Annotated in this window: 20 protein-coding genes and 1 pseudogene; 13 read left to right on the forward strand and 8 right to left on the reverse strand. The window is 58.4% G+C overall.

The window, feature by feature from the left end; genetic code table 11:
• The 3 genes from A4E33_RS04890 to A4E33_RS04900 are packed head-to-tail and all read right to left on the reverse strand — an operon-like array spanning window position 1 to window position 4,360.
• Entirely contained in the window at window positions 1-1,773 is a 1,773-nt protein-coding gene (locus A4E33_RS04890; protein ID WP_292346567.1) for a type II secretion system F family protein, read from the reverse strand.
• A gap of 55 nt (window positions 1,774-1,828) precedes the next feature.
• Window positions 1,829-3,742 (reverse strand): type II/IV secretion system ATPase subunit, encoded by a 1,914-nt coding sequence (locus A4E33_RS04895; protein WP_292346568.1) that lies wholly within the window; start codon window positions 3,740-3,742, stop codon window positions 1,829-1,831.
• Window positions 3,743-4,360 (reverse strand): hypothetical protein, encoded by a 618-nt coding sequence (locus tag A4E33_RS04900; protein WP_292346569.1) that lies wholly within the window; start codon window positions 4,358-4,360, stop codon window positions 3,743-3,745.
• A gap of 398 nt (window positions 4,361-4,758) precedes the next feature.
• Between A4E33_RS04900 and A4E33_RS04905 the strand changes: the two genes are divergently transcribed.
• From A4E33_RS04905 to A4E33_RS04945, 9 genes are all read left to right on the forward strand, one after another.
• On the forward strand, window positions 4,759-5,370 hold the full coding sequence (locus A4E33_RS04905) for a type IV pilin N-terminal domain-containing protein (protein ID WP_292346570.1): 612 nt from the start codon (window positions 4,759-4,761) through the stop codon (window positions 5,368-5,370).
• Window positions 5,367-5,993: a type IV pilin N-terminal domain-containing protein gene (locus tag A4E33_RS04910; protein WP_292346571.1), complete on the forward strand. Its 627-nt coding sequence runs from the start codon at window positions 5,367-5,369 to the stop codon at window positions 5,991-5,993. Before A4E33_RS04905 ends, A4E33_RS04910 begins: the two co-directional genes overlap by 4 nt.
• Window positions 5,994-6,131: 138 nt before the next feature.
• Window positions 6,132-6,497 carry a hypothetical protein gene (locus A4E33_RS04915; protein ID WP_292346572.1) on the forward strand — a complete coding sequence of 122 codons (366 nt, stop codon included), beginning with the start codon at window positions 6,132-6,134 and terminating at the stop codon, window positions 6,495-6,497.
• Window positions 6,498-6,537: 40 nt separating this feature from the next.
• Window positions 6,538-7,485, forward strand: coding sequence for an iron ABC transporter permease (locus A4E33_RS04920; protein ID WP_292346573.1), 948 nt, complete (start codon window positions 6,538-6,540; stop codon window positions 7,483-7,485).
• Entirely contained in the window at window positions 7,482-8,771 is a 1,290-nt protein-coding gene (locus A4E33_RS04925) for an ABC transporter ATP-binding protein (RefSeq protein WP_292346574.1), read from the forward strand. Before A4E33_RS04920 ends, A4E33_RS04925 begins: the two co-directional genes overlap by 4 nt.
• On the forward strand, window positions 8,768-9,520 hold the full coding sequence (locus A4E33_RS04930) for a sugar phosphate isomerase/epimerase family protein (RefSeq protein WP_292346575.1): 753 nt from the start codon (window positions 8,768-8,770) through the stop codon (window positions 9,518-9,520). The genes A4E33_RS04925 and A4E33_RS04930 overlap by 4 nt, the downstream gene beginning before the upstream one ends.
• A complete protein-coding gene (locus tag A4E33_RS04935; protein WP_292346576.1) occupies window positions 9,517-10,548 on the forward strand; it encodes an ABC transporter substrate-binding protein in 1,032 nt (343 codons plus the stop codon). Before A4E33_RS04930 ends, A4E33_RS04935 begins: the two co-directional genes overlap by 4 nt.
• A gap of 43 nt (window positions 10,549-10,591) precedes the next feature.
• Window positions 10,592-11,935, forward strand: coding sequence for a cobyrinate a,c-diamide synthase (locus A4E33_RS04940; protein ID WP_292346577.1), 1,344 nt, complete (start codon window positions 10,592-10,594; stop codon window positions 11,933-11,935).
• A complete protein-coding gene (locus A4E33_RS04945; RefSeq protein ID WP_292346578.1) occupies window positions 11,932-13,026 on the forward strand; it encodes an adenosylcobinamide amidohydrolase in 1,095 nt (364 codons plus the stop codon). Before A4E33_RS04940 ends, A4E33_RS04945 begins: the two co-directional genes overlap by 4 nt.
• Before the next feature lie 379 nt (window positions 13,027-13,405).
• Here the strand turns inward: A4E33_RS04945 and nikR are convergent, their stop codons facing one another.
• Window positions 13,406-13,828, reverse strand: coding sequence for a nickel-responsive transcriptional regulator NikR (gene nikR, locus A4E33_RS04950; protein WP_292346579.1), 423 nt, complete (start codon window positions 13,826-13,828; stop codon window positions 13,406-13,408).
• Window positions 13,829-14,140: 312 nt separating this feature from the next.
• On the opposite strand from nikR, the pseudogene A4E33_RS14725 reads away from it, so the two are divergent.
• The 4 genes and pseudogenes from A4E33_RS14725 to A4E33_RS04965 all read left to right on the forward strand — a co-directional run.
• Window positions 14,141-14,302 (forward strand): annotated as a pseudogene (locus A4E33_RS14725) (zinc-ribbon domain-containing protein); the annotation flags it as partial.
• A gap of 165 nt (window positions 14,303-14,467) precedes the next feature.
• Entirely contained in the window at window positions 14,468-15,430 is a 963-nt protein-coding gene (locus A4E33_RS04955; RefSeq protein ID WP_292346580.1) for a DUF4352 domain-containing protein, read from the forward strand.
• 189 nt (window positions 15,431-15,619) lie between these two features.
• Window positions 15,620-16,543 carry a 4Fe-4S binding protein gene (locus tag A4E33_RS04960; protein WP_292346581.1) on the forward strand — a complete coding sequence of 308 codons (924 nt, stop codon included), beginning with the start codon at window positions 15,620-15,622 and terminating at the stop codon, window positions 16,541-16,543.
• 238 nt (window positions 16,544-16,781) lie between these two features.
• Window positions 16,782-17,315, forward strand: a complete 534-nt coding sequence (locus A4E33_RS04965; RefSeq protein WP_292346582.1) for a hypothetical protein — start codon at window positions 16,782-16,784, stop codon at window positions 17,313-17,315.
• Window positions 17,316-17,503: 188 nt separating this feature from the next.
• On the opposite strand, the gene A4E33_RS04970 is transcribed toward A4E33_RS04965, so the two are convergent.
• From A4E33_RS04970 to A4E33_RS04985, 4 genes are all read right to left on the reverse strand, one after another.
• Entirely contained in the window at window positions 17,504-18,145 is a 642-nt protein-coding gene (locus A4E33_RS04970; protein WP_292346583.1) for an energy-coupling factor ABC transporter permease, read from the reverse strand.
• A gap of 78 nt (window positions 18,146-18,223) precedes the next feature.
• On the reverse strand, window positions 18,224-19,129 hold the full coding sequence (locus tag A4E33_RS04975; RefSeq protein WP_292346584.1) for an energy-coupling factor ABC transporter ATP-binding protein: 906 nt from the start codon (window positions 19,127-19,129) through the stop codon (window positions 18,224-18,226).
• A 4-nt stretch (window positions 19,130-19,133) separates the two neighbouring features.
• Window positions 19,134-19,949, reverse strand: a complete 816-nt coding sequence (locus tag A4E33_RS04980; protein ID WP_292346585.1) for an energy-coupling factor transporter transmembrane protein EcfT — start codon at window positions 19,947-19,949, stop codon at window positions 19,134-19,136.
• On the reverse strand, window positions 19,946-20,425 hold the full coding sequence (locus tag A4E33_RS04985) for a metal-dependent transcriptional regulator (RefSeq protein ID WP_292346586.1): 480 nt from the start codon (window positions 20,423-20,425) through the stop codon (window positions 19,946-19,948). Before A4E33_RS04985 ends, A4E33_RS04980 begins: the two co-directional genes overlap by 4 nt.
• Between the last annotated feature and the right edge of the window lie 90 nt (window positions 20,426-20,515).

The following is a 20,515-nucleotide window of genomic DNA, read 5'->3' on the forward strand; positions in this document are numbered from 1 at the left end:
TCACACGATGAATACGAACAGGATGATTGCAGCCGCAAGGAGGGCGATGCTGTGCTTGAACCCGGCAAGGATGCTGTTCGAGCTGAACTGGCCGGCCATGATGCCGGAGAAGAGCCCGAGGATGATCCCGATCCGGAACATGTCGGTGATATTCCGGGCAATGTTGAAGGCGATGTTGTACTTTGAGAAACTGACCATGAACGGCCCGTTCAGCTGATACGCCGTGAAGAGATAGATACCGAACGAGAGGTAGATGATCATGACGTATACGATTGCGGTATTGGCCCGCTCCCGCTTCATCTTCAGGTAATGCTCAAAGTCCGTGATGGCGATCAGGAAGATCTGCCGGAGGTCGTTCGTTATCTCCCCGGCCTTGACCAGCAGCGAGACAGCCCGCTTGACCGAGACGAGACCGATCCGCTGGTCCATCCGGACGAGCGCGGTGCTGATATAGGAGCCGGTACCGACATCCCGCGAGACAAGCGAGAGCTCTGAACTGAGCAGGCCCAGCTTGGCGGAAGAGATTCGCTGGATGGCATCCGGCAGCGTCAGCCCGATCTCCTCCATGTCCGCGAGTTCCCGCAGGAACTCCGGAATGTTTGCCTCGATGCTGTTCACGTACCGCTTCCGCCCTTCATAGGCAAGGGAGACCGGCGCCATGAAGGCAATGAGGACAAGGCAGATCCCGGCTTCGAAGGTGTTGGCCGGGAAAACCCCGCGCAGGGCCCCGCCCGCGAGCAGGACAGACACAAGGGAGGCCAGGGCTGCACCTGCAGCCATGCCGTAACTGTACCGGGACATGTAGGCACGGAACGGGTGGCGCAGCTGATCGGCAATCCGTATCCGCTGTCGTCTTGCTTCGATATGCCGGTGTAGTTCCGGATCGGACGGGGCATCGCTGCCGAGCACGGGCGCGCCGGAACCGTACTCCACGCTCCCGCTGCTCGTGACCTCGAGGTTCTCCGGCGGAAGCATCAGTGAGAGTATCCAGATCATGATAATCGCCCCGGCCGGGATGCAGATGTACATGAACGGCAGGAGCCAGGCCATGGCCGAGTGGCTGGTCATACCCTGTGCCACGATCATGATGATGAGGGCAATTGGCCCGGCAACGAAGGCTGATACATAAACCTCGGCCATGATCTCCATGGTCTTCAGCACGAGGTCGAGCTCGCGCCGGGCCTGCTGGTGGAAATAGTCAGTCTTCGATGCAAGATATGCGGAGAAGTCCCCGCCACTTTCGAAAACGATACACAGGTCGTTGAAGAAGTCCGCAAGGAGCGGCGACGGCGTTGTTTTCTGGAGATTGCGCATGGCAGTGATCATGTCGTCGCCAAAAAGTTCGACGTCCCTGACCACATGGCCGAACTCGGCTGAGACATCCGAAAACATCTGCCGTTCCTCATACACGCGCCGGATGACCGCGAACGGGGGCATGGTAGTGGAGAGCGCCTGCATGTATGAGACTGCGTACGGGAGTTCGAGTTCGATCCGGCTCTTCCTTCCCCGCGCAACGATACCGGGATACAGGACCTGGTACAGCCAGAGCCCGGGCACCATCGAAACAAAGAGAAGCACCCAGAAGAGTGCCGGCGGGATGAAGGCAAACAAACCAAATGAGATGCCGGTCAGGGAGATGAAAGCGAAGAACGCAAGGAAAGCCAGGGCTGAAGTGATAACCGTGATACGGGTAGTACGGAGGTACTGCCCCGTTGTGACCGGCATGTGTGCAGCGCAGAGGTCACGGTCGAGGTGTGTGCCCATGACTGCCATCTCGGCCCTCCCGATGATGGCCCCTGTATGATCCAAAAACATGGGAAGGCGCATCTCATTCACCAAGGTTGTGCATGGCATCGGCAAGCTCGTAGATATCAGGCGATGGCACTTCAGCGGCATTACGAAGGAATTCCTCGCGTTTCTTCAGTTCCCTGTCCACCCGCTCCGGCGACCATCCCCGCATCGACGCGATCTCGTCCAGCACCCGGGACGGCACCGGGTTCCGCTGGATAGCATCCGTGTGGATATCCAACGAGTACAGCGTCCGGGGGACGATGGTGCCATTGTCGTCTACGGTGATCTCGCTGATGCCGGAGCAGCGGCGAATCCGCTTACTGCCGTACGTGTAGATTGCCTGGTTTACGACAAGGTCAAGGGCGGTGAACATGACCGGCGGAACGCTGATCGGCTCGTGGGTCAGGCGGTTAATGGCCTCCCGGACATTGCCGGCATGGAGGGTCGAGAGCGTGGCGTGGCCGGTGTTCATGGCCTGGAAGAGCGTCTGTGCCTCCCTTCCCCTGACTTCGCCAACGATGATGAACTCGGGTCGCTGGCGCATCGAGGATCTTAAAAGCGAGAAGAGATCAATGTCTCCGGGTGCTCCGGCAGCGGCGAGCTCCCGCGTGATGGTCGGGAGCCAGTTTTTGTGAGGGAGCTGGATCTCGTGGGTGTCCTCGAGGCTGACAATCTTTGCATTCAGCGGGATGAAGAGCGAAACAGCATTCATGGTCGAGGTCTTGCCGCTCGCGGTGCCGCCGGCGATGATGAGGCTCCGGCGGTGCTCGATCACGAGCCAGAGGAAGGCAAGAACCTCGGGGCTGAACGTGCCGTACCGGATAAGGTCGAGAGGGGTCATCGGTTCTTTGCGGAACTTCCGGATGGTGAACGAGCTGCCCCGAAGGGAGACGACATGGCTGAACGTGATCTGCACCCGTGATCCGTCCGGCAGGGTGGCGTCCACCATGGGGCTTGAGAGCGAGATCTGCTTGCCCGCCTTCTGGGCGAGCTTGAGCACGAACTGGTCGAGTTCGCCTTCGCGGAAATGCACGCTCGTGGGCAGGCTCCCGTGCGTGCGGTGGAAGATGAAGATTGGCAGATCTTCCCCGTTGCAGCTGATGTCCTCGAGCGCCGGGTCCCGCATGAGGGGATCGAGCGGGCCGAATCCCGCAAGGTCGCGGCGGAGGTAGTACGAGAGGACCTCCAGACGTTCGGAGCTGATACGCGGGTGAAACTCCCGGATGAACCCGCCGAGCGTTTCGTTGTCCAGCGCGGAGACCGGCGGCTTGTCCGGGTCGTCATACACGATCACCTTCCGGAGGTGGGCGGAGGTTTCGAGCAGCACGACCTGCTCGTCCCGGGTGATCGCGGGCTCATCAACGGTGTACGTGAACCCTTCGTTCCCCCTGCGGACGATCCGGACGGAGACGAACGGGGCCTCGATCCAGTACCGGTCAAGGAGAGAGGACGAATCAGCACTCAAAGGCGGCAGGTCTGGTGTACAGGCCGGCTGCAGGCTGCCGGACGGAGGGCGGGATCCGATTCCTGCCCAAGAACTCGATACCGGGATTACCGGGGTCACTCCCGAGGGCGGAGGGGTGAAGCGGTGCCATACCGCCCCGGCAGTGAGAGCGAGGGATGCCAGCGAGAGGAGCCCGAGGAGCCCAAGTACGGGAACGGGAAGATCGATGAGGAGCGCGGTATAGCCGCTGAGAAACGCGAAAAGAAAAACTGCAAGAATCAGGATGTCGCCGGTGTCCGTGCGGTTCCCGAGCCAGGGAGGGAGAGATTGGAGCCGGGTAGGCAGGTGAACGGATTCAGGAGCAGAAGCGTGGGTATCCTCATTCACAGCCGAATTGGCTGTTTCCCTGCCGTTCTGAACCGGATCCATCTCTCCGGCAGAAAGAACACCGGAACATCCGGCTGAGACCATCGCCGCCATAACAAGTATCCGTTCATAAGTCTTCATTCACGTATCCTCCCGCAAATGCCGGAGGATTTCCGGCGACAGCGTGGCTCTCCGGGATATACCGGTCACAGCAGTCTTCATCGGTGTCGTGTTCTGTAACGCGCCGGTGCTTAAAGACAGGGTGACATCGGCCCAGTTTCCCTCCAGCGTCAGGTGATACCATCCTTCCTCGTAGATCTTCATCGTGCGGTTTGTCTTCTGCGAACTATAGATCCCACCGTACCCGTCCTCTGCCACAAGGGCACGGGTTCCGTTGTCGCGGACAGTGAGCGTGAAGTACGGGCGGCCGATCGTTTTTTCCGTATTTCCCCGGCAGGACTCTGCATCCTCTAGACAATCGTGTAATGGTTCGATATCGAAAGATATCCAGAGGGGGCCGTTGTTCAGACTTGTTGCATTCACGACAAGGCCGGTTGAATTCCCCCTCAATGCAAAGGTCCTGCGAAAGTCCGGGTACCGGAGGTTTCGCGAAGGCTCTGCTGGTGTACTGATCCGCATCGCGTGCTGGGCCGGGTAGGGATCCGGGGTCATGTAGGGCGGTGCATCGGTAACAAAGACGGGCGATGAAGGGGCAGCATCTGTAACGGTCACCGGCACAGCGACGGACAGCGTTACCATGCCGGGAGGTATCATCCTGGTTGGTATCGTATGATTTTCCTGCCCGTGAACTGGTCCTGCCATGCTCCCGTCATCCGAATACTGTTGCATGACCTTCAGGCAACCGGATACAGCTGCTGCGATCGAAAGCAGGAGCAGAATTGAAAGGAGGAATTGCCGGTTTCTCTCTCGCAAACACGGTGCCGGATTGTTATTGCTGATAATAATCGACCTCCCGTTTCATTGTAGGGTTGTTCTCTTAATACAAGTTAATTTGTTCTAAAACAATTTAAAATGATCAACTTAAATAGTTTTAACACAAGCTACATTGATCAAGCCATCAGCGGTGATACCATGCAGTCACTGAAATGAGAGAGATCTTTGCACATTGCATGATGGCCAGTGTTGGGAGATGAAGAATGGAAAAGAAAACGATGACTGAACCGGAGCAGGCTGTCTCGCCAGTAGTTGGCGTGATGCTGATGCTTGTGGTCACTATCATCATCGCAGCGGTTGTCTCCGCGTTTGCCGGGGGTCTCTCCACGGGAACAAAGAAAGCACCGCAGGCATCGATCGATGTGAAGTTCATGGAAGATGACGGGGGTATGGGACCCGCTTACGTTAACCTGAAAATGGTATTCGAGCATCTGAGTGGTGATCCCATTCCAACCAGGGATGTGAATATCATCACGTATTTCACGCACCCGAACGGTACTGCCCTTAAGCACACGCAGACGCCTATCAGCGAAGCCACGGATTTGTACGGGCACGGAACCTACACGCGAGTCCCCCTGCTCAATGACATGTCCCTTGGCTATTCGGGCAATAACCCTCACAAGGATTTCGGCAATTTCACCTGGAAGGCAGGAGACATTCTCAGTTCCGGCTCTGATGAGGGCACCAGCGCCATCCTCGGATTTGACATCACCGACGATGATTACGAGTTTAAATCAGGATCGGTAGTTGATGTCAAGATCCTGCATACGCCCAGTGGCAAATACATTCTTGACAAAGAGGTGATTGTACCATGAAGACAGTAAGCGATTCGGCAGTCTCGCCCGTAGTCGGCGTTATGCTGATGCTTGTCGTTACGATCATCATTGCCGCCGTTGTGAGCGCATTTGCGGGGGGACTCAGTGGTGACCAGAGCAAGACACCGCAAACATCGCTTTCTGCCAGAGCGGTTATTGAAAATATCCAGGACACGGACGAAACCGACTGGGCACCGACCTACCCTGCAGGTTTCTCAGCAAAGAACGGTCTGCTCTTTGAAAACACCGGCGGAGATTCCTTTGCGCTCTCGGATATCTACATCCAGCTCCAGAGCGGCGATAACAAGTACGATATCGACACGTTTGATAAAATTCAGACAACCCGGGGCACATGCCTCCCGTCCGATGTCACATCCTACATCATGGAAATCGGGGACTCTGACGGGTTCATCTCCCCCGGTGACAAGTTTATGCTCTATGCAGATAACTGCCGCATTGATCATTCACCGGAAAATGGGTATAACCATGCTCAACAGATCTCCTGGAGACCTGAAGATGCAAAGGGCGGAAAAGCGGCATACCTGAATACCCGGCTCGAATACAAGGTCATCGACAAGACCAGCAGCCGCGTGATCAGCAGCGGCGAGGTTGTCCTGACATAACGGATTCAGGTCCCGCTGGATCTGACGCGGCATTATCATGGAACTGCGTTATGCACCTTAAACAGGATTTTTTTAAAGACCATAAAAACGAATGCCGGAGAACCGGCAGTGAAAAATTGAAAAATGGAGGCAGAGACCTTGGCAAGGATTATTGGGTTCAGACCACAGCAGGAAACGCATAACCTTATTGAAAAATTCGAGAACGAAGTGCTGGTCCGGTACAACAACCAGCAGTTACTGGGGACAGTATACGTGGATATGCAGATGGATCGGTGGTCCGTGGCATTCGCTTACAACTACTCCAGGAAACCCGGGCTGAATGGTCCGGAGAATCCGCTTGAGGTGCGTTACTTGGTTCAGCCCCTGACGGTGGACCGGGTGCAGATGTTCCGGTCGGATACCGCGACCGAAAAGATACTGGATGCCGGAACAATCAGGGATAAGGACGATTTCCTACGTTTTGTCCTGGCACAGGAGCGTTCTCTTGCCCTCCATGGAGCATGAAGGAGCATATAGGATCCGGTTCAGGGAGTGATCGCATCCTGTGACCCGCACCATCCCCGTCATCATCGCTCTCATCATCGTGGCAGTCCTGACGATCATTCTCTGCACATTTATCGGCCCGGCCGGCTTCGGCTTCGTCACAACGGCGCCCGGGGCGGTTGATATCGTGGGCGGCATCCGGCTCCCCCGTGTCCTTGCGGCATTCTCCGTGGGTGCAAGCTTAGCGGTTGCCGGTGCAGCCATGCAGGCGCTCTTCCGGAACCCGATGGCCGACCCGTACATCCTCGGCACATCATCCGGCGGGGCGCTGGGAGCATCGCTCGCGCTGGTCTTTCTCGGGGGATTCTTTGTCCCCGTCTGTGCATGGATCGGTGCCGTTGCTGCCATCCTCATTGTCTGGTTGATCGCGGGAAGGGGCGGCGTCATCTCGACAGAAACACTTCTTCTCACGGGCATCGCCGTCTCGTTCTTCTTCTCGGCCATCGTCTCGTTCCTGATCTCGGTGGCCGGCCAGAACGTCCACCAGATCCTCTTCTGGCTCATGGGGGGGTTCTGGAATGCATCGCCGTCCGACGCGATCCTGTCGGCCGGTATCCTTGTACCGGCCGGGTTTCTCCTGTTCTTCATGGGCCGCGACCTCAATGCGCTCTCCCTTGGCGAGGAGACTGCCGCCCATCTCGGCATCGATGCCGCCCGCGCCCGCTGGACTGTGCTTGGCGGCAGCACCCTTCTTGTTGCCGGCGCCGTGTCCATCGCCGGCTCAATCGGTTTCATCGGGCTCGTCACCCCGCACATCGTCCGGCTGCTCCTCGGCCCGGACAACCGCATGGTAATCCCGGCCAGTATCCTAGCCGGCGGGATCCTTCTCGTTGTCTCGGATACCCTGGCCCGGACATTCTTCTCCGATCTGCCTGTCGGGATCATCACTGCATTCATCGGCGCCCCATTCTTTATCTGGCTCATCTACCGCCGGGGGGCCTTGTCATGAACGGCCCAGATCCGGTCAATGCAGAGAATCTCGCTGCCGGGTATAACGGGGAAGAGATCATCAGGTCCGTCAGCTGCTCGTTTGAAAAGGGAACCTTCACGGGCATCATCGGCCCGAACGGCTCAGGCAAGACAACGCTCCTGCGGGCGATCAGCCGGATACTCCCCGCAACCGGGATCCTCGAACTCGATGGCCGGCCGGTTTGTGACTATACGACTGCCGAGCTGGGCATGGTACTTGGTTTTGTCCCGCAGGACGAAGAACGGTCGTTCGCCTACACGGTCATGCAGGTCGTGCTGATGTCGCGGTATTCCCGGACAGGCAGGTTCTCCCCGTTATCACCAGACGATTATGCCCGGTGTAACGATGCCCTGGAACGGACCGGGATCGGCCGGCTGAAGGACCGGTCGATCCGGGCACTCAGCGGCGGGGAGTGGCAGCGGGTGCTCATTGCCCGGGCCCTTGCGCAGGATACGCCGGTGATCCTGATGGACGAGCCGACATCGCATCTCGACCTCGCACACCAGGCCGGGATACTTTCGCTGGTACGCGACCTTGCCGGTTCCGGGAGGACTATTATCGGGGTCTTCCACGATCTCAACCTTGCCTCCCAGTACTGCGACAGGCTCCTGATGATCCGGGACGGGAAGATTGTTGCCGACGGGTCGCCGGCCAAGGTCCTGACCCCGGAAAATGTCTGGGATGTCTACGGGGCCGAGGTGGTCACAACCAGTCACCCGGCAACAGGCCGGACCATCCTGCTGCCCCTCGGAACCCGGCATGCGGACAGTCATACCAAAGATAACCAGAATGTTCTTGTCATCTCCGGCGGGGGAAGCGGGGGTGAACTCCTCCGTTTCCTGTACCGGAGGGGATATTCTGTCTCGGCCGGCATCCTTGCAACAACGGATTCCGATTATACCGTTGCAAAGGTGCTGAAGATCCCGTATATTCCGGTCATGCCGTTCTCCCAAATTTCGGACCATGCCCTTGAAAAACTGAAGCGGATGATCGCGCAATCTGACCGGATTGTCCTGTCTGCCCATCCGGTCGGAACCGGGAATTTACCGGTCCTCGAAGCGGTCCGGGGCACAGGCCCCGGGCGGCTGCTCATTCACCTGCCGGAGGGCCGGGACATTGCATCATATGACTTTGCAAAAGGCGCAGCGGCAGCCGTATACCAGCAGATCCTCGATGCCGGTTCGCCCTGTTGTGAAACCCATGACAGCATACTCCGGCATCTGGAACAGGAATCCCAACGGAAAAACCGTGAAGGTGACCCATGAGCAGACGCCCCCTCTTCATCTCGACCTACTGCTGCATTGACCAGCCGCTTGACAAGGCTCTTGGCATTCTCGCCGGCCGTACAACCCATGTCGAGATTCTTTCAGACGGCCTCCACAACCTGCTCGACGGCTCCGCAGCCTGTGACGAATACCCGCTTACGTACACCGTCCATGCCCCGACAAGCGAGACCAACATCGCGTCCGTGAACGAACGTATGCGGAGCGCTTCGGTTGCCGTCCTGGAAGACGTGCTTGTTGTCTGCAATCGTATCAATGCAACCCGCTGTGTCGTCCATCCCGGATATTCGGCATACGAACAGGTGAAGGACCGGTCCTCTGCGTCCCTCCTTCGTTCGCTTGACGACATTGTCCGTCTCCAGGATGAACACGGGGTGCGGGTCTGCGTGGAGAACATGGGTGCATGGGAATGCTGCCATTTCCGGACGCCGGCGTTTATCCCGGAACTGGCCTTGCGCGGGCTCGGGATGACTCTCGACTGCGGCCATGCCCGGCTGAACGGCAACCTCGATGCATTCCTTGCCGCCGGCGGCTCCTGCCATGTCCATCTCCATGACAATGACGGGTGTATTGACGACCATGCAGCATGCGGCAGCGGAACAACCGATTTTACTGCAGTGCTGCCGCGCCTTCCCACGGATGCATCGCTGGTCGTGGAGACACGCGGGCTTGCAGCAGCTGACGAGAGCATCTGCTGCCTTTCCTCAATCCTGAACGGAGAAAAATCATGAAACCCACAACGACCCGTGTTCCCTGTCATAGTGCAGTAATCCTTATCCTTGCACTGGCACTCTGCCTGAACATCCTGCCTGTTTCAGCCGTAACCGTGACCGACGATTCCGGCGCGAATGTCACGCTCGCAGCCCCGCCACAGCGGATCGTCTCGCTCGCCCCCTCCAACACCGAGATCCTCGCCGCGCTCGGCCTTCTCGACAGGGTCGTCGGGGTGACGGATGTCTGCGATTATCCCCCGGCCGTGAAAACAATTCCCCGGATTGGCGGCTATTCAGCCATCAGTACCGAGAAGGTCTCCGCTGCACACCCTGACCTCGTCCTCGCATCCGATATCACGCCGAAGGAGACGGTCCGGCGCCTCCGTGCCCTCGGGCTGACGGTCATGGTCGTGTCGCCGCATAACATCGATCAGGTGATAGAGGACATCCGCAGGATCGGGACGGTTACCGGAGAAGAATCAACGGCAGACACGCTTGCTGCAAACCTCTCGGCCCGTCTTGCAGTCATTGCTCCGGCAAATCCTGCAACCCGGCGCCCGACCGTTGCACATGTTGTCTGGAACAAGCCGCTCTATGTGAGCGGCAACGATACCCTGCAGGATGATATTATCGCACATGCGGGCGGTACGAATGCGTTTTCCAATGTTGACGGCTGGGGGACGGTCTCCCTCGAACAGTTCCTGATGAAGAACCCGGACATCGTCATTGTCAGCGGGGGAGGCGGCATGGACAATGCCATACGCGACGTAATCCTCGAGGATTTCATGACGAGCCCGCAGTACGCCTCACTCTCTGCAGTAAAGAACCACCGGGTTTACGCTGTGAATGCGGATGCCATCAGCCGTGCCGGGCCGAGGATTGTAGATGCAGCCGAACAGGTGGCAGCGGATATCCGCGCCATGGAAATGGCCGACAAAACATCACGGGAGATCCCGGCACCTGCTGCACGGTCACCGGGATTCTGTGCCGGCAGCATTGTCCTCATCATCGGCATCATGGTCGTTCTCCGGGAGGCGGGGGCCTGATGGTTCGCCTTTCCGGGCAAAGCAACAGTCATGGGTGTCTTTCATGCCGGTGACCATTCCCCGCATTGTTGTTGCCGGGACGGAGAGCGGTTGCGGCAAGACTTCTGTTGCCGGCGGCCTGATGGCTGCGCTTGGCGAGCGGGGTCTCCAAGTCCAGCCGTTCAAGACCGGCCCTGACTTCATCGATCCCACGCACCATACCGCTCTCTGCGGGAGGGTCTCGCGGAACCTTGACACGTTCATGATGGGGGAACAAGGCGTCCTGCAGGTATTCGTTTCGGCATCCCGCGGTGCGGATATTGCGGTTATCGAAGGTGCCATGGGCCTCTTTGACGGGATTGACGGAACGGATTTCGCGAGCACGTCCCACGTGGCACGGATCCTCGATGCCCCGGTCCTTCTCGTTGTTAATGCAGGAGCGGCATCGCGAAGCGTCCACGCGGTTGTCCGTGGTTTCCAGGCATTCGATCCCCGCATCAGGATTACGGGAGTCATCTTCAACAGGCTCGGAAGTGCCAGACACCGCTCGATGATTGCTGCGGAAGAATACGTCCCGGCCATCGGCTATATCCCCCGCCAGGGTGGACCCGGCGTGCAGAGCCGCCATCTCGGTCTTGTGATGGCACATGAATCGGACGGGATGGAGGCGTACGGTGCCGTTGTCCGGGACTCGTGCAACCTCGACGCAATCCTGGCGATCTCGCGGTCTGCCCCGGAGATGCCGCGTATTTCCTCTTCCGATGAGATGCCTGAAGCCGGAAAACGGGCGGTCATCGGTATTGCGTGGGACCGGGCATTTTGTTTTTACTACCAGGACAATCTCGACAGGCTCAGGCAGGCCGGGGCAGAACTCAGATTTTTCTCTCCCATGGACGACAGGCTTCCGGACACCGATGGGCTTTACATCGGCGGGGGATACCCGGAGCTGTATGCCGGACAACTCGAAACTTCGCAGTGCAGGCATGCCATCCGCGAGATGGCTGACCGTGGCATGCCGGTGTATGATGAATGTGGCGGGCTCATGTACCTGAGCAGATCGATCTCTGCCGATCGCGAGTACCGGATGGCCGGCATCCTGCCTGCCAGCGCAGAGATGACGGACAGGATCCAGGCTCTCGGGTACGTTAAAGGAACCTTTCCCGATTATACCGGATCATGGGCCGGTGCTTCTCCCGTTCTCGGGCACGAGTTCCATTATTCCCGGGTGATATGCGATCGCGATGCACGATTCTCCCTCTGCCTGACGCAGGGCACCGGGATTCGTGAGGGGAACGATGGCCTCACCGAGCATAACGCGGTCGGGACGTATACCCATGCGTATTTCAACGATACTTTCTGCCGGCAGTTTGTTGCCGCGGCGGAAGCGTTCCGGAGGAAGGGGAAGTGAATGGGATCATTGACAGGGCCGTCATTCCTGCAAATGTACAGATGGGACGCTGCGGGAATTCGGTGACCGTCCATTTCCTCGGGCCGTGCAATGTCCTCTCGACTTCGTGGCTGAATGGGGGATACCGGACAGATCTCAGGGCGGTCTTCAACCACCAGATCTCCCTTGAGGCCTGCGAGGCCTGCCACAACGGGAGACGGATCAGAACCTATCTTGAAGAAGTTGCTTCCGATCTCGGGTTCGATCCGTCTCGCGTGACCGGGCTGGTCACCCGTGCGGGGATGAAGAATACGGCGGTCGTTTCCGAAACATTCCGCGACCTTACCGTAGCTGCCATTGTGACTGCCGGCTTAGACAGGAACGGCGGCCGGGCCGGGGATCCTGCCTCTTATTATGAAAATGGCGATACGTTCGAGCCGGTGGGAGGCACGATCAATACTATCCTGATCATCGGCGCTGACCTGCCGGAGCACGCGATGTCCCGTGCGCTGATGACTGCGACCGAGGCAAAGGCTGCAGCACTCCAGCAGCTGATGGCCCGGAGTATATACTCGACCGGTATTGCAACCGGGTCCGGTACGGATATGATTGCCATTGTCACGGATCCCGGCTCGCCGCTTCATCTGTCAGATGCAGGAAAGCACGCGAAGCTCGGCGAACTCATCGGGAGCACGGTTATCGGGGCGACGATAGAAGCACTGGAGATGGAGACCGGATTGTCGGCTGCATTCCAACGGGATGTGCTCGTACGGCTCGCACGGTTCGGTGTCACGGTTGAGGATATCTGGAATAGCGCGAATATTCATCCACAACGATCGTTTTCCGACAACCGTGTAAAGGAAAAGTTCATGGAGCGTTTGCAAGAGCAGGCACGGGAACCGGAACGGGTTGCACTGGTGTCAGCAATTCTCCATATTGTCGACGAGGCCGGGTGGGGTCTTATACCGGAGGACGATGCAACCCGGGCTGCTTCACGGCTTATCCGGGATGGCTTTAGTACGGAGCGCACCGGGATCAACGATACCGGATCAATTATTCCGGATCTGGCCCGGGCACTGGCGGAATCTGCCCTCCAAGAGGATTTCCAATAACGCTGAAGAATCTCACCCATCCCGTTTTGTCAAAATCGCCCGGCCACATATAAAGCCCGGATACCCACTAATCCCCATTAAAATCCCCCGTTTTCTGTTTTCCGGATTTATTCAGCCAAGCCCATGCTGGCTCTTTACGATGGCTCCCCGCTTCAGGGCCGCTCCGCGGCACGGCGGCGCAATTACCTGTTGGGATAAACCGGAAAATTGAGGCCCCGCGGGGGCGGCAGCATCTATCATAATGGGGGATTGAGGGGCATCAGTCCCCATCATCACTTCTTTGAACATAATTTTACAGCGGCAGGGAGTCTACACTTTCGGATCATTCAGTGACGGTACAAATATTTTCCCTCAAGAAAAAACCGGAAAAAGAACTCCGTTAATCCTCCAGCGATATCGTCGTGAGCTTGACCGACTCAACCCCTTTCTGGGACATCAGCTTCTCAGCGAGGGCCTTGAGCTGGGTGCCGTCGCCATGGACAAGGATCACCTCAAGGCACCGGTCGTGGGTGACGTGCGAGTGGAGCGAGGCCTTGATGATGGACTGATTGTCATGCTCGATATCGGTAAGGGTTGTCAGGAGGTTGCGCTGGTCATGGTCGTACACCATCGTGATGACACCTTCCCGCTCTCCTTTTACATCGGACATCCACTTGTAGTACGTGATGTAGGTCCGGATCGCGTCGCGGATCCCCTCCGAACGGGAAGAGTAGCCGCGGTAGTTCAGGATCTCATCGAAACGGTCGAGAAGGTTTTTCGGCAGCGATATGCCAATCCGGGAGAGGTCGTCGTCCATGGTCATTGCTGTACCAGTGATGTGAATATCGTTGCTGCAGGTTTTTTAACATTTTGAAAAAATATCCGATACGGTACCACATGATGTGATTTTCCGGGACCACGGAACAGTCAACAGGGATACACCGGCCCATCCTCTCTGTTTTTGGGAATGCAGGGATTCCCTGTTGGACAATCACGGAAGTTTCCGGGCAATTGCCGGGACACAGGGGCGGGGGTAATCGTGCGGCTGTCGCCGGAAGGTCAGGGAGTGAATCCCCGGACCCTTACGCACGATATATCTCCTTTTTTATCCAAACAGAACAGACAGTACTTCAGTATGGTTCAGTTCTGCCCGAAATGCGGGACGCAGGCTCCCGATGATGAATCGGTTTTTTGTAACAAATGCGGGACCAGGCTGCCCCCGGCTGTTCCGGTAAAACAGGATATCCTGTGCCCGCGTTGCGGGACGAAGGTAACCGATCAGCACTCCGTTTTCTGCGACCGGTGTGGCTCTCCCCTGCAAAAAGCCCCGCAGCCCCAGGCCCGGCAAACCCGGAAACAGCCGCCGGCTCCCCCGCCTGTATTGGCCCGTAAACGGTGCCTGTCCTGCGGAGCCCCGCTTGCATATGAGGACACGGATTATTGCGATGCATGCCTGGAGCATATGAGCAGGCCTGAACCGCCAGAACCGGCACCACGGAAAATCCCTGAACCCGAACCGGTCCCCGTTCCCCCAAAGGTTCCCGAACCGGAACGGTTCCCCGCCCCACTGCCCGTTGCCGTTGCCAGTACACCTGTTGCGGATGATATTCCTGCAGCGGATGAACCACCGTCAGGAAAGAGCAACCGGAAGTCCGTTATCGCCGCTGGCGCGATTGCCCTTGTTGCGATTATCATCATTGCCGTTGTTGCCGGGTTCGTGACCGGCATGATACCGGGATTTGGTAAAGATAATGCAACAGTACCGGCACCTCCCGCTGAAGAACAGGCACCCGCAACCGCAGTCCCGACAAAGCACGTCACGACATCCCCGACACTGAAGATAACGCCGGCCCCAGAAAAGACCACGATTGCCCCGGTCCCGCCAGCGAACGGGACAACGAACGTGTCTGCCACACCGGCGGTCAATGCGACCGTGACCTCCGCAGCGAATACCTCAGCGAATGTGACGGCCAGCGTGACGCCTTCGGTGACAAAACCCGTGTCCAACATCGACGCGTCCAGATCCTTCTCCATTGGAGAGACTGCAACGGACGGGAAGGGAAAACTGACCCTGCACGGATACAGCCTCAAGGATAAGCTGAAAGATCCCACCCCGAGCAATGCCATCGGGAAAAAATACCTGATCCTGAATATCACGTACGAGAATCTCCAGCTGAATGCAACAACGGAAGTGAACCTCAGGGGTATGACCGTCGAGGATGCCGGGAGTTTTGCCTTTGACCAGGTTTCTGACGATCCCATGCTGGAGAGTCCGTTTTACCTGAGCGGGAAGACTGTCCCGCCCCTTGAGAACAGGACCGGCAACATGGCATTCATCATCGCACCGGATGCAACCTTCCTGAAATTCAAATATGATTTCGGTGACGGGAAGATTGCAGTGTTCCAGTTACCCCAGTATTTGTAGGCTGCAGTAACCGGATTCAGGTAAATCCGGTTCCCTTTTTTCTATACCCGGGATGCCTTTGCAGGACGGAAAAAATGGAATTCCGGTTTCAGTACTCCCTGCGGCGATACGCACGATACCATACTCTATTAACCCGGATGCACAGAACGAGATACGATTGATCGGGTTCAATCGCCTGGGAGATGCACTGTGAGGCGGAAGATCATCAGTATCGATGAAGAGAAATGCACGGGATGCGGCAGATGCATCCCGGACTGCCCGGAGGGGGCGCTGCAGGTCATCGACGGGAAGGCACGGCTGGTCAGCGACCTCTTCTGCGACGGCCTCGGTGCCTGCATCGGCACCTGCCCGGAAGGAGCAATCAGCGTTATCGAACGCGAGGCCGTGCCATACGATGAGAAGGCGGTGATGGCCACCATTGCACGACAGGGTAGTGCCGTAATCAGGGCACATCTCGAACATCTCGCGGGGCACGGCCAGACCAATCTCTACAACCAGGCTGTCGAGTACCTGATCGAGAACGCGATCCCGATCCCGGACCACACCCCGCCGGAACGCGGGGCACGGGCCGCTTCCCGCGAAACCTGCCCCCCTGCTGCCGGGCGCATGGGTGAAGGGGTCTGTCCTCCCCCCGGCCCGCACTCCGTCCATCCCTTTGCCGGGTGCCCGGGCACTGCAGCGCAGAGTATCCTCCGAGAAAGAAACGGGCAGCGGATGCCGCGCCAGCCCGCGGGCGTGGAGGCCTCATCAGAGCTCCGGCAGTGGCCGGTCCAGCTCAGCCTCCTCAATTCCGCAGCACCGTATTTCGACAACGCAGACCTGCTCGTCTCGGCGGACTGCGTGCCGTTCGCGTACGCCGGATTTCACGACGACATCCTGAGGGGAAAGATCCTCATCATTTTCTGCCCGAAACTGGACGCGGATGTCGAAGGATACATCGCAAAACTCGCGGAGATCTTCACACGGCACACCATCAGATCCATCACTGTCGCCCGCATGGAAGTGCCCTGCTGCGGGGGCGTGCGGTATGTTGTGGAGAAGGCGCTTGAGAACGCAGGAAAGAAGGTACCGGTTAAAGAGACGATGATCTCGATCCGGGGCAGGATACTCTGAAACGGACCTGAAACTGGCGAGTGGGACATCAGACCTTTCCTGTACCTTTTTCCCTGACAGTCTGCCGAAACCGGCCAATGCTGACGTATCTCCGGTTATATTCACCGCCCGGTTCAATATATCCCGCAGGCCGGGATGGACTTGACCGGTTCCATGGTCCGAATATATACCAGACTGAGGGGACAGGTATGCGGGCAGACCGGCCCGGGAGCCGGTTGCCGAAAGGAGGAAACACACCATGCAACTATTCAGGCATCTCGGCCTGATGATCGCAGTCTTCTGGTGTGCTGCCATGGTTGTTGCACCCATGGCTGCTGCAGCAGGAGCAGGACAGGATACGAACCACGCCCCGCAGAATATGGGCCCGGGACAGTCGGGTTCCGGGCAGGGATTCAACGGTAACGGTCTCTTCCAGCAGGGCGACCGGGCAGGCAATGCCGGGCCCGGGCAGGGCGGTCGTCCGCAGGGAATGGACCGGGGAAACATGACAGGCTTCATGAACAGGACGAACATGGCCCTGCCGGAGAAACCGGACCGTGACCCGGATAATGCGACTGCCATGAACATGACCGGATGGCACGGCCCCCGCGGGAACATGACCGGTATGAACGTAACCAATATGACCCCGCCCGATCAGCCGCCCCGGCAGGGCAGCGGGAACGGGCAGGGATGGCAGGGCAGCGGCCAGCCTCAGGCAGGCAACCGGAATGATTCCGGAAACAGCATGGTCAGCGAGCTGGTCAGCTGGCTGAAAGCCCACGGGATCTCATAGGATTCCGGCAGAGTACAGGCAGCAGGATACCCCGACAGTACAACAACCCGGGATTGCGGGACGGTCGGAATGACCGGTCCGCAGTACCGTCTCCCGACATTTTTTCTGCCATTATCAGGGTACTTTTCATCGCTCCGGGGGGAGTGGACACATGCAGCGGGTGATTTTCAGTTTCTCATATCATCCGGTTACCGGTCAACCAGGTCCGGCCGCATCTTCCCGATATACAGGACAACAAGGCCGGCCAGGAACGCCTCGATGACCGCCACGGCAACATTGATCGACGCAATGAGGAAAAGCGAGGTGATCACCTGTTCCATGGAGAGGCCCGAGCCCTGGATCCCGGAGAGGCCGATGATCCCCATCATGACACAGTTCCCGATGATCAGGCCGGAGAGGGTCGCGGCAACAGCCCGGGCAAAGACATTTTCGATAAAGGGCTTCAGTCCACGCCAGATAGCATACGCAACGAGGATCTCTGAAAGGCTGACAAGGGTATTTGCCCCGATCATCCCCCAGCCGCCGTGACCGATCGCGGCGGAGAGGATGTTGGCGATGAACACGACAAGAAGCCCGATAACCGGGCCGGTGAGAATGGCGATGAGCGGCGTCAGGCTCAGATGCACCCCGGCCGCGATCGGAACCTCGACCTGCGAGATAACAAACGCTGCTGCGACACAGAACGCAGCCAGGGTGATCCGGCGGTTGTCGGGCTTGCGCTGGTTGCGGATCAGGAACAGTGCGATCCCGATGATAGCCAGGGCGACCGCCCACCAGACAATCACCCAGAAGGGAGAGAATGCACCGTCTTCGAGATGAATATGTGCCATGAGGATCCCGTATTTTCCGGATTACCATCGCCCCCGGTTGTATTGAATGTTATGAAAAAATTTTGGGGTTGCCCCAAATTACGATCCGGCCTGCCTGCCGGACATGATCTTCCCCAGTACTGCAACGAGGTCCCCGGTCTTCAGCGGGCGGGCTGCGGGGGCAATACCGGCAGCATGGCAGAGATCCAGGTATGCCTGTACGGGAGCAGGGAGGTTCAGCCCGGCTTCGGCGATGAGGGCCGGATCGTAAAAGACCTCTTCCGGCAGGCCTTCGGCAAAGACCGCCCCGTCCCTGACAAGGCAGATACGGTCGGCGATCCGGGCGGCAAGGTCCATGTCGTGGGTTGCAATGACGACGCTGATCCCGTGCTTCTCCTTCAGGTCGAGGATGATCTCCTCGATGATCGCGACATGAACCGGGTCGAGATCCGACGTGGGTTCGTCCATGGCGATCACTATCGGTTTCATGGCGAGGATCCCTGCAATGGAGACGAGCCGTTTCTGGCCGCCGCTCAGGTAATTGGGGATTTTATCGACAAGATCCGCTGCACCGACTGCCTTCAGGGATTCCATTGCCCGTGCCCGGGCCTCGTCCGGTGCGAGACCCAGGTTGAGCGGCCCGAACATGACATCGTCAAGAACCGTTGGTGCGAAGAGCTGATCCTCAGATCGCTGGAATACAACACCCACCTCCTTCCAGAGGCCGGCCTGAGCACCTCCGGAGATCACCCGCCCGTTCACCCAGATGGACCCCTGAGCCGGGAGCAGGAGGCCGTTGAGGTGCTCGATCAGGGTAGACTTGCCGGAACCGTTCGGGCCGCAGATGGCAACGATCTCGTTCTTCAGCACGTAAAAACACATGTCGTGGATGCCAATGCTCCCGTCAGGATAGGTATGGCTTGCGCAGTCCACGTGGATCAGTTCGCGGTCGCGATCGAGCGGCGGGCAGTGAGGGGCTTCCGGACTCCTCCGGACAATCGTCATCGAATCACCACCCCCGGTATGGCGATGCAAGAACTGCCGCGATGACGACAGCACCGCTCACGACCAGAAGGCCGTACTCCGGAAACCCGGGAAGGGGAACATCCCCGGAGAGGGGATAGGTCCCGGTAAAGCCCCGGGAGCTCATCGCTTTGTCCACCCGTTCGCCCCGCTCGAAGGACCTGATGAAGACCAGCGCAGATACGCTGGCAAAGAGCCGTCCCTGCACCCGCAGGCTCCGGGCAAGGCTGCCACCCCGGGAGCGGACTGACTTGAGCAGGGACGCCGTCATGGCAAGGGTGAGGAACAGGAACCGGTATGCCAAAAGGAAGATCTGGTCGATCGGAGCGGGAAACACCCGGGATATCAGGCCGGCAAAGTGCCGGTACCGGGTGGTCATCAGGAAAAAGAGGGAGTATGTAACGGTGATAATTGCCTTTATTACGAGAGTGATGAGAAGGAGGAGTCCGTTATCGCTCAGCACAAGCGTGATGCTGCAGCAGGTCAAGGCAAAGAGCGGCGTCCCGGGAACACTCCAGATCATGAGCCCGGCGAGCGAGACAACGAACAGGATCGGGATGGCATACCACTGCACCAGTTTTCCTGCGGGAAGCCCGGCAGTGAGGTAGAGGAGGAGGACGATGAGGTACAGCCCGAGCAGCCAGGCAGGATCGCGGATGACGGTGACAAGGGCGACGATACAGAACAACAGGCAGGCTTTTGTCCACGGGCTCATGCGGGAGAAGAGCGAGTCTTTTCTCTCGGAGTAATACGTGATCAGGTCAAGGTCAGGAATATGGGGGGAGAGCATCGCGGAACTCACGGCTGCCCCCCCTGTTCCGGCTCACCCGGGACAGGATCCTGAGATCCCGTGCCGGCTCCAAGGCACCCGGTATCGTGGGTTATGGCACCGCAGGCACCATTCTGGGGATGGCCCATCGCACGACACATGCGGTCGATAGCACCCTTCGAGACAAGGCTCTCGAACCGGCTGGCTTCCGCGCAGGCTTCCTCATCGCTCAGGCCGAAATGGGTCAGGGCCAGCGCAAGGATCCGGTGCCGCTTGGTCAGAAACCCGGCATACTCACGGCCAGACTGCGAGAGGACGGCACCATGGTACGGGGTCAGGGAAAGCAGGCCGGCGTCGGCAAGTTCGCCGAGAGTCTTTGTAACCGTAGACGGATCAACGCCGAACCGGACCGCCAGCTCACTCGTCCTGACCGCACCGCTGCATCCGGCGATATACTTCAGGTATGTTACCTTCCGGGGCGAGAGCCCGAGACCGTCACGGATCTCCATGGGGTTCCTGTTATGCGGCGATCCAGATGAATGTTTGGGATATCCCCAAATTTTGTTGCAGAAAAAACCGTCCCGTGTCCCTGCGGTCGC

The sequence above is a fragment of the Methanoregula sp. PtaB.Bin085 genome (assembly GCF_002067035.1).
GTDB lineage: Archaea > Halobacteriota > Methanomicrobia > Methanomicrobiales > Methanospirillaceae > Methanoregula.

Excerpts from the sequence above, each read along its gene's own strand:
- A4E33_RS04905 (WP_292346570.1), top strand. The coding sequence starts at position 4,759 with ATGGAAAAGAAAACGATGACTGAACCGGAGCAGGCTGTCTCGCCAGTA.
- A4E33_RS04890 (WP_292346567.1), bottom strand. The coding sequence starts at position 1,773 with ATGGCAGTCATGGGCACACACCTCGACCGTGACCTCTGCGCTGCACAC.
- A4E33_RS04955 (WP_292346580.1), top strand. The coding sequence starts at position 14,468 with ATGAGCAGGCCTGAACCGCCAGAACCGGCACCACGGAAAATCCCTGAA.
- A4E33_RS04970 (WP_292346583.1), bottom strand. The coding sequence starts at position 18,145 with ATGGCACATATTCATCTCGAAGACGGTGCATTCTCTCCCTTCTGGGTG.
- A4E33_RS04975 (WP_292346584.1), bottom strand. The coding sequence starts at position 19,129 with ATGACGATTGTCCGGAGGAGTCCGGAAGCCCCTCACTGCCCGCCGCTC.
- A4E33_RS04910 (WP_292346571.1), top strand. The coding sequence starts at position 5,367 with ATGAAGACAGTAAGCGATTCGGCAGTCTCGCCCGTAGTCGGCGTTATG.
- A4E33_RS04940 (WP_292346577.1), top strand. The coding sequence starts at position 10,592 with ATGCCGGTGACCATTCCCCGCATTGTTGTTGCCGGGACGGAGAGCGGT.
- A4E33_RS04930 (WP_292346575.1), top strand. The coding sequence starts at position 8,768 with ATGAGCAGACGCCCCCTCTTCATCTCGACCTACTGCTGCATTGACCAG.
- A4E33_RS04935 (WP_292346576.1), top strand. The coding sequence starts at position 9,517 with ATGAAACCCACAACGACCCGTGTTCCCTGTCATAGTGCAGTAATCCTT.
- A4E33_RS04900 (WP_292346569.1), bottom strand. The coding sequence starts at position 4,360 with ATGGTAACGCTGTCCGTCGCTGTGCCGGTGACCGTTACAGATGCTGCC.
- A4E33_RS04895 (WP_292346568.1), bottom strand. The coding sequence starts at position 3,742 with ATGAAGACTTATGAACGGATACTTGTTATGGCGGCGATGGTCTCAGCC.
- A4E33_RS04925 (WP_292346574.1), top strand. The coding sequence starts at position 7,482 with ATGAACGGCCCAGATCCGGTCAATGCAGAGAATCTCGCTGCCGGGTAT.
- nikR (WP_292346579.1), bottom strand. The coding sequence starts at position 13,828 with ATGACCATGGACGACGACCTCTCCCGGATTGGCATATCGCTGCCGAAA.
- A4E33_RS04985 (WP_292346586.1), bottom strand. The coding sequence starts at position 20,425 with ATGGAGATCCGTGACGGTCTCGGGCTCTCGCCCCGGAAGGTAACATAC.
- A4E33_RS04965 (WP_292346582.1), top strand. The coding sequence starts at position 16,782 with ATGCAACTATTCAGGCATCTCGGCCTGATGATCGCAGTCTTCTGGTGT.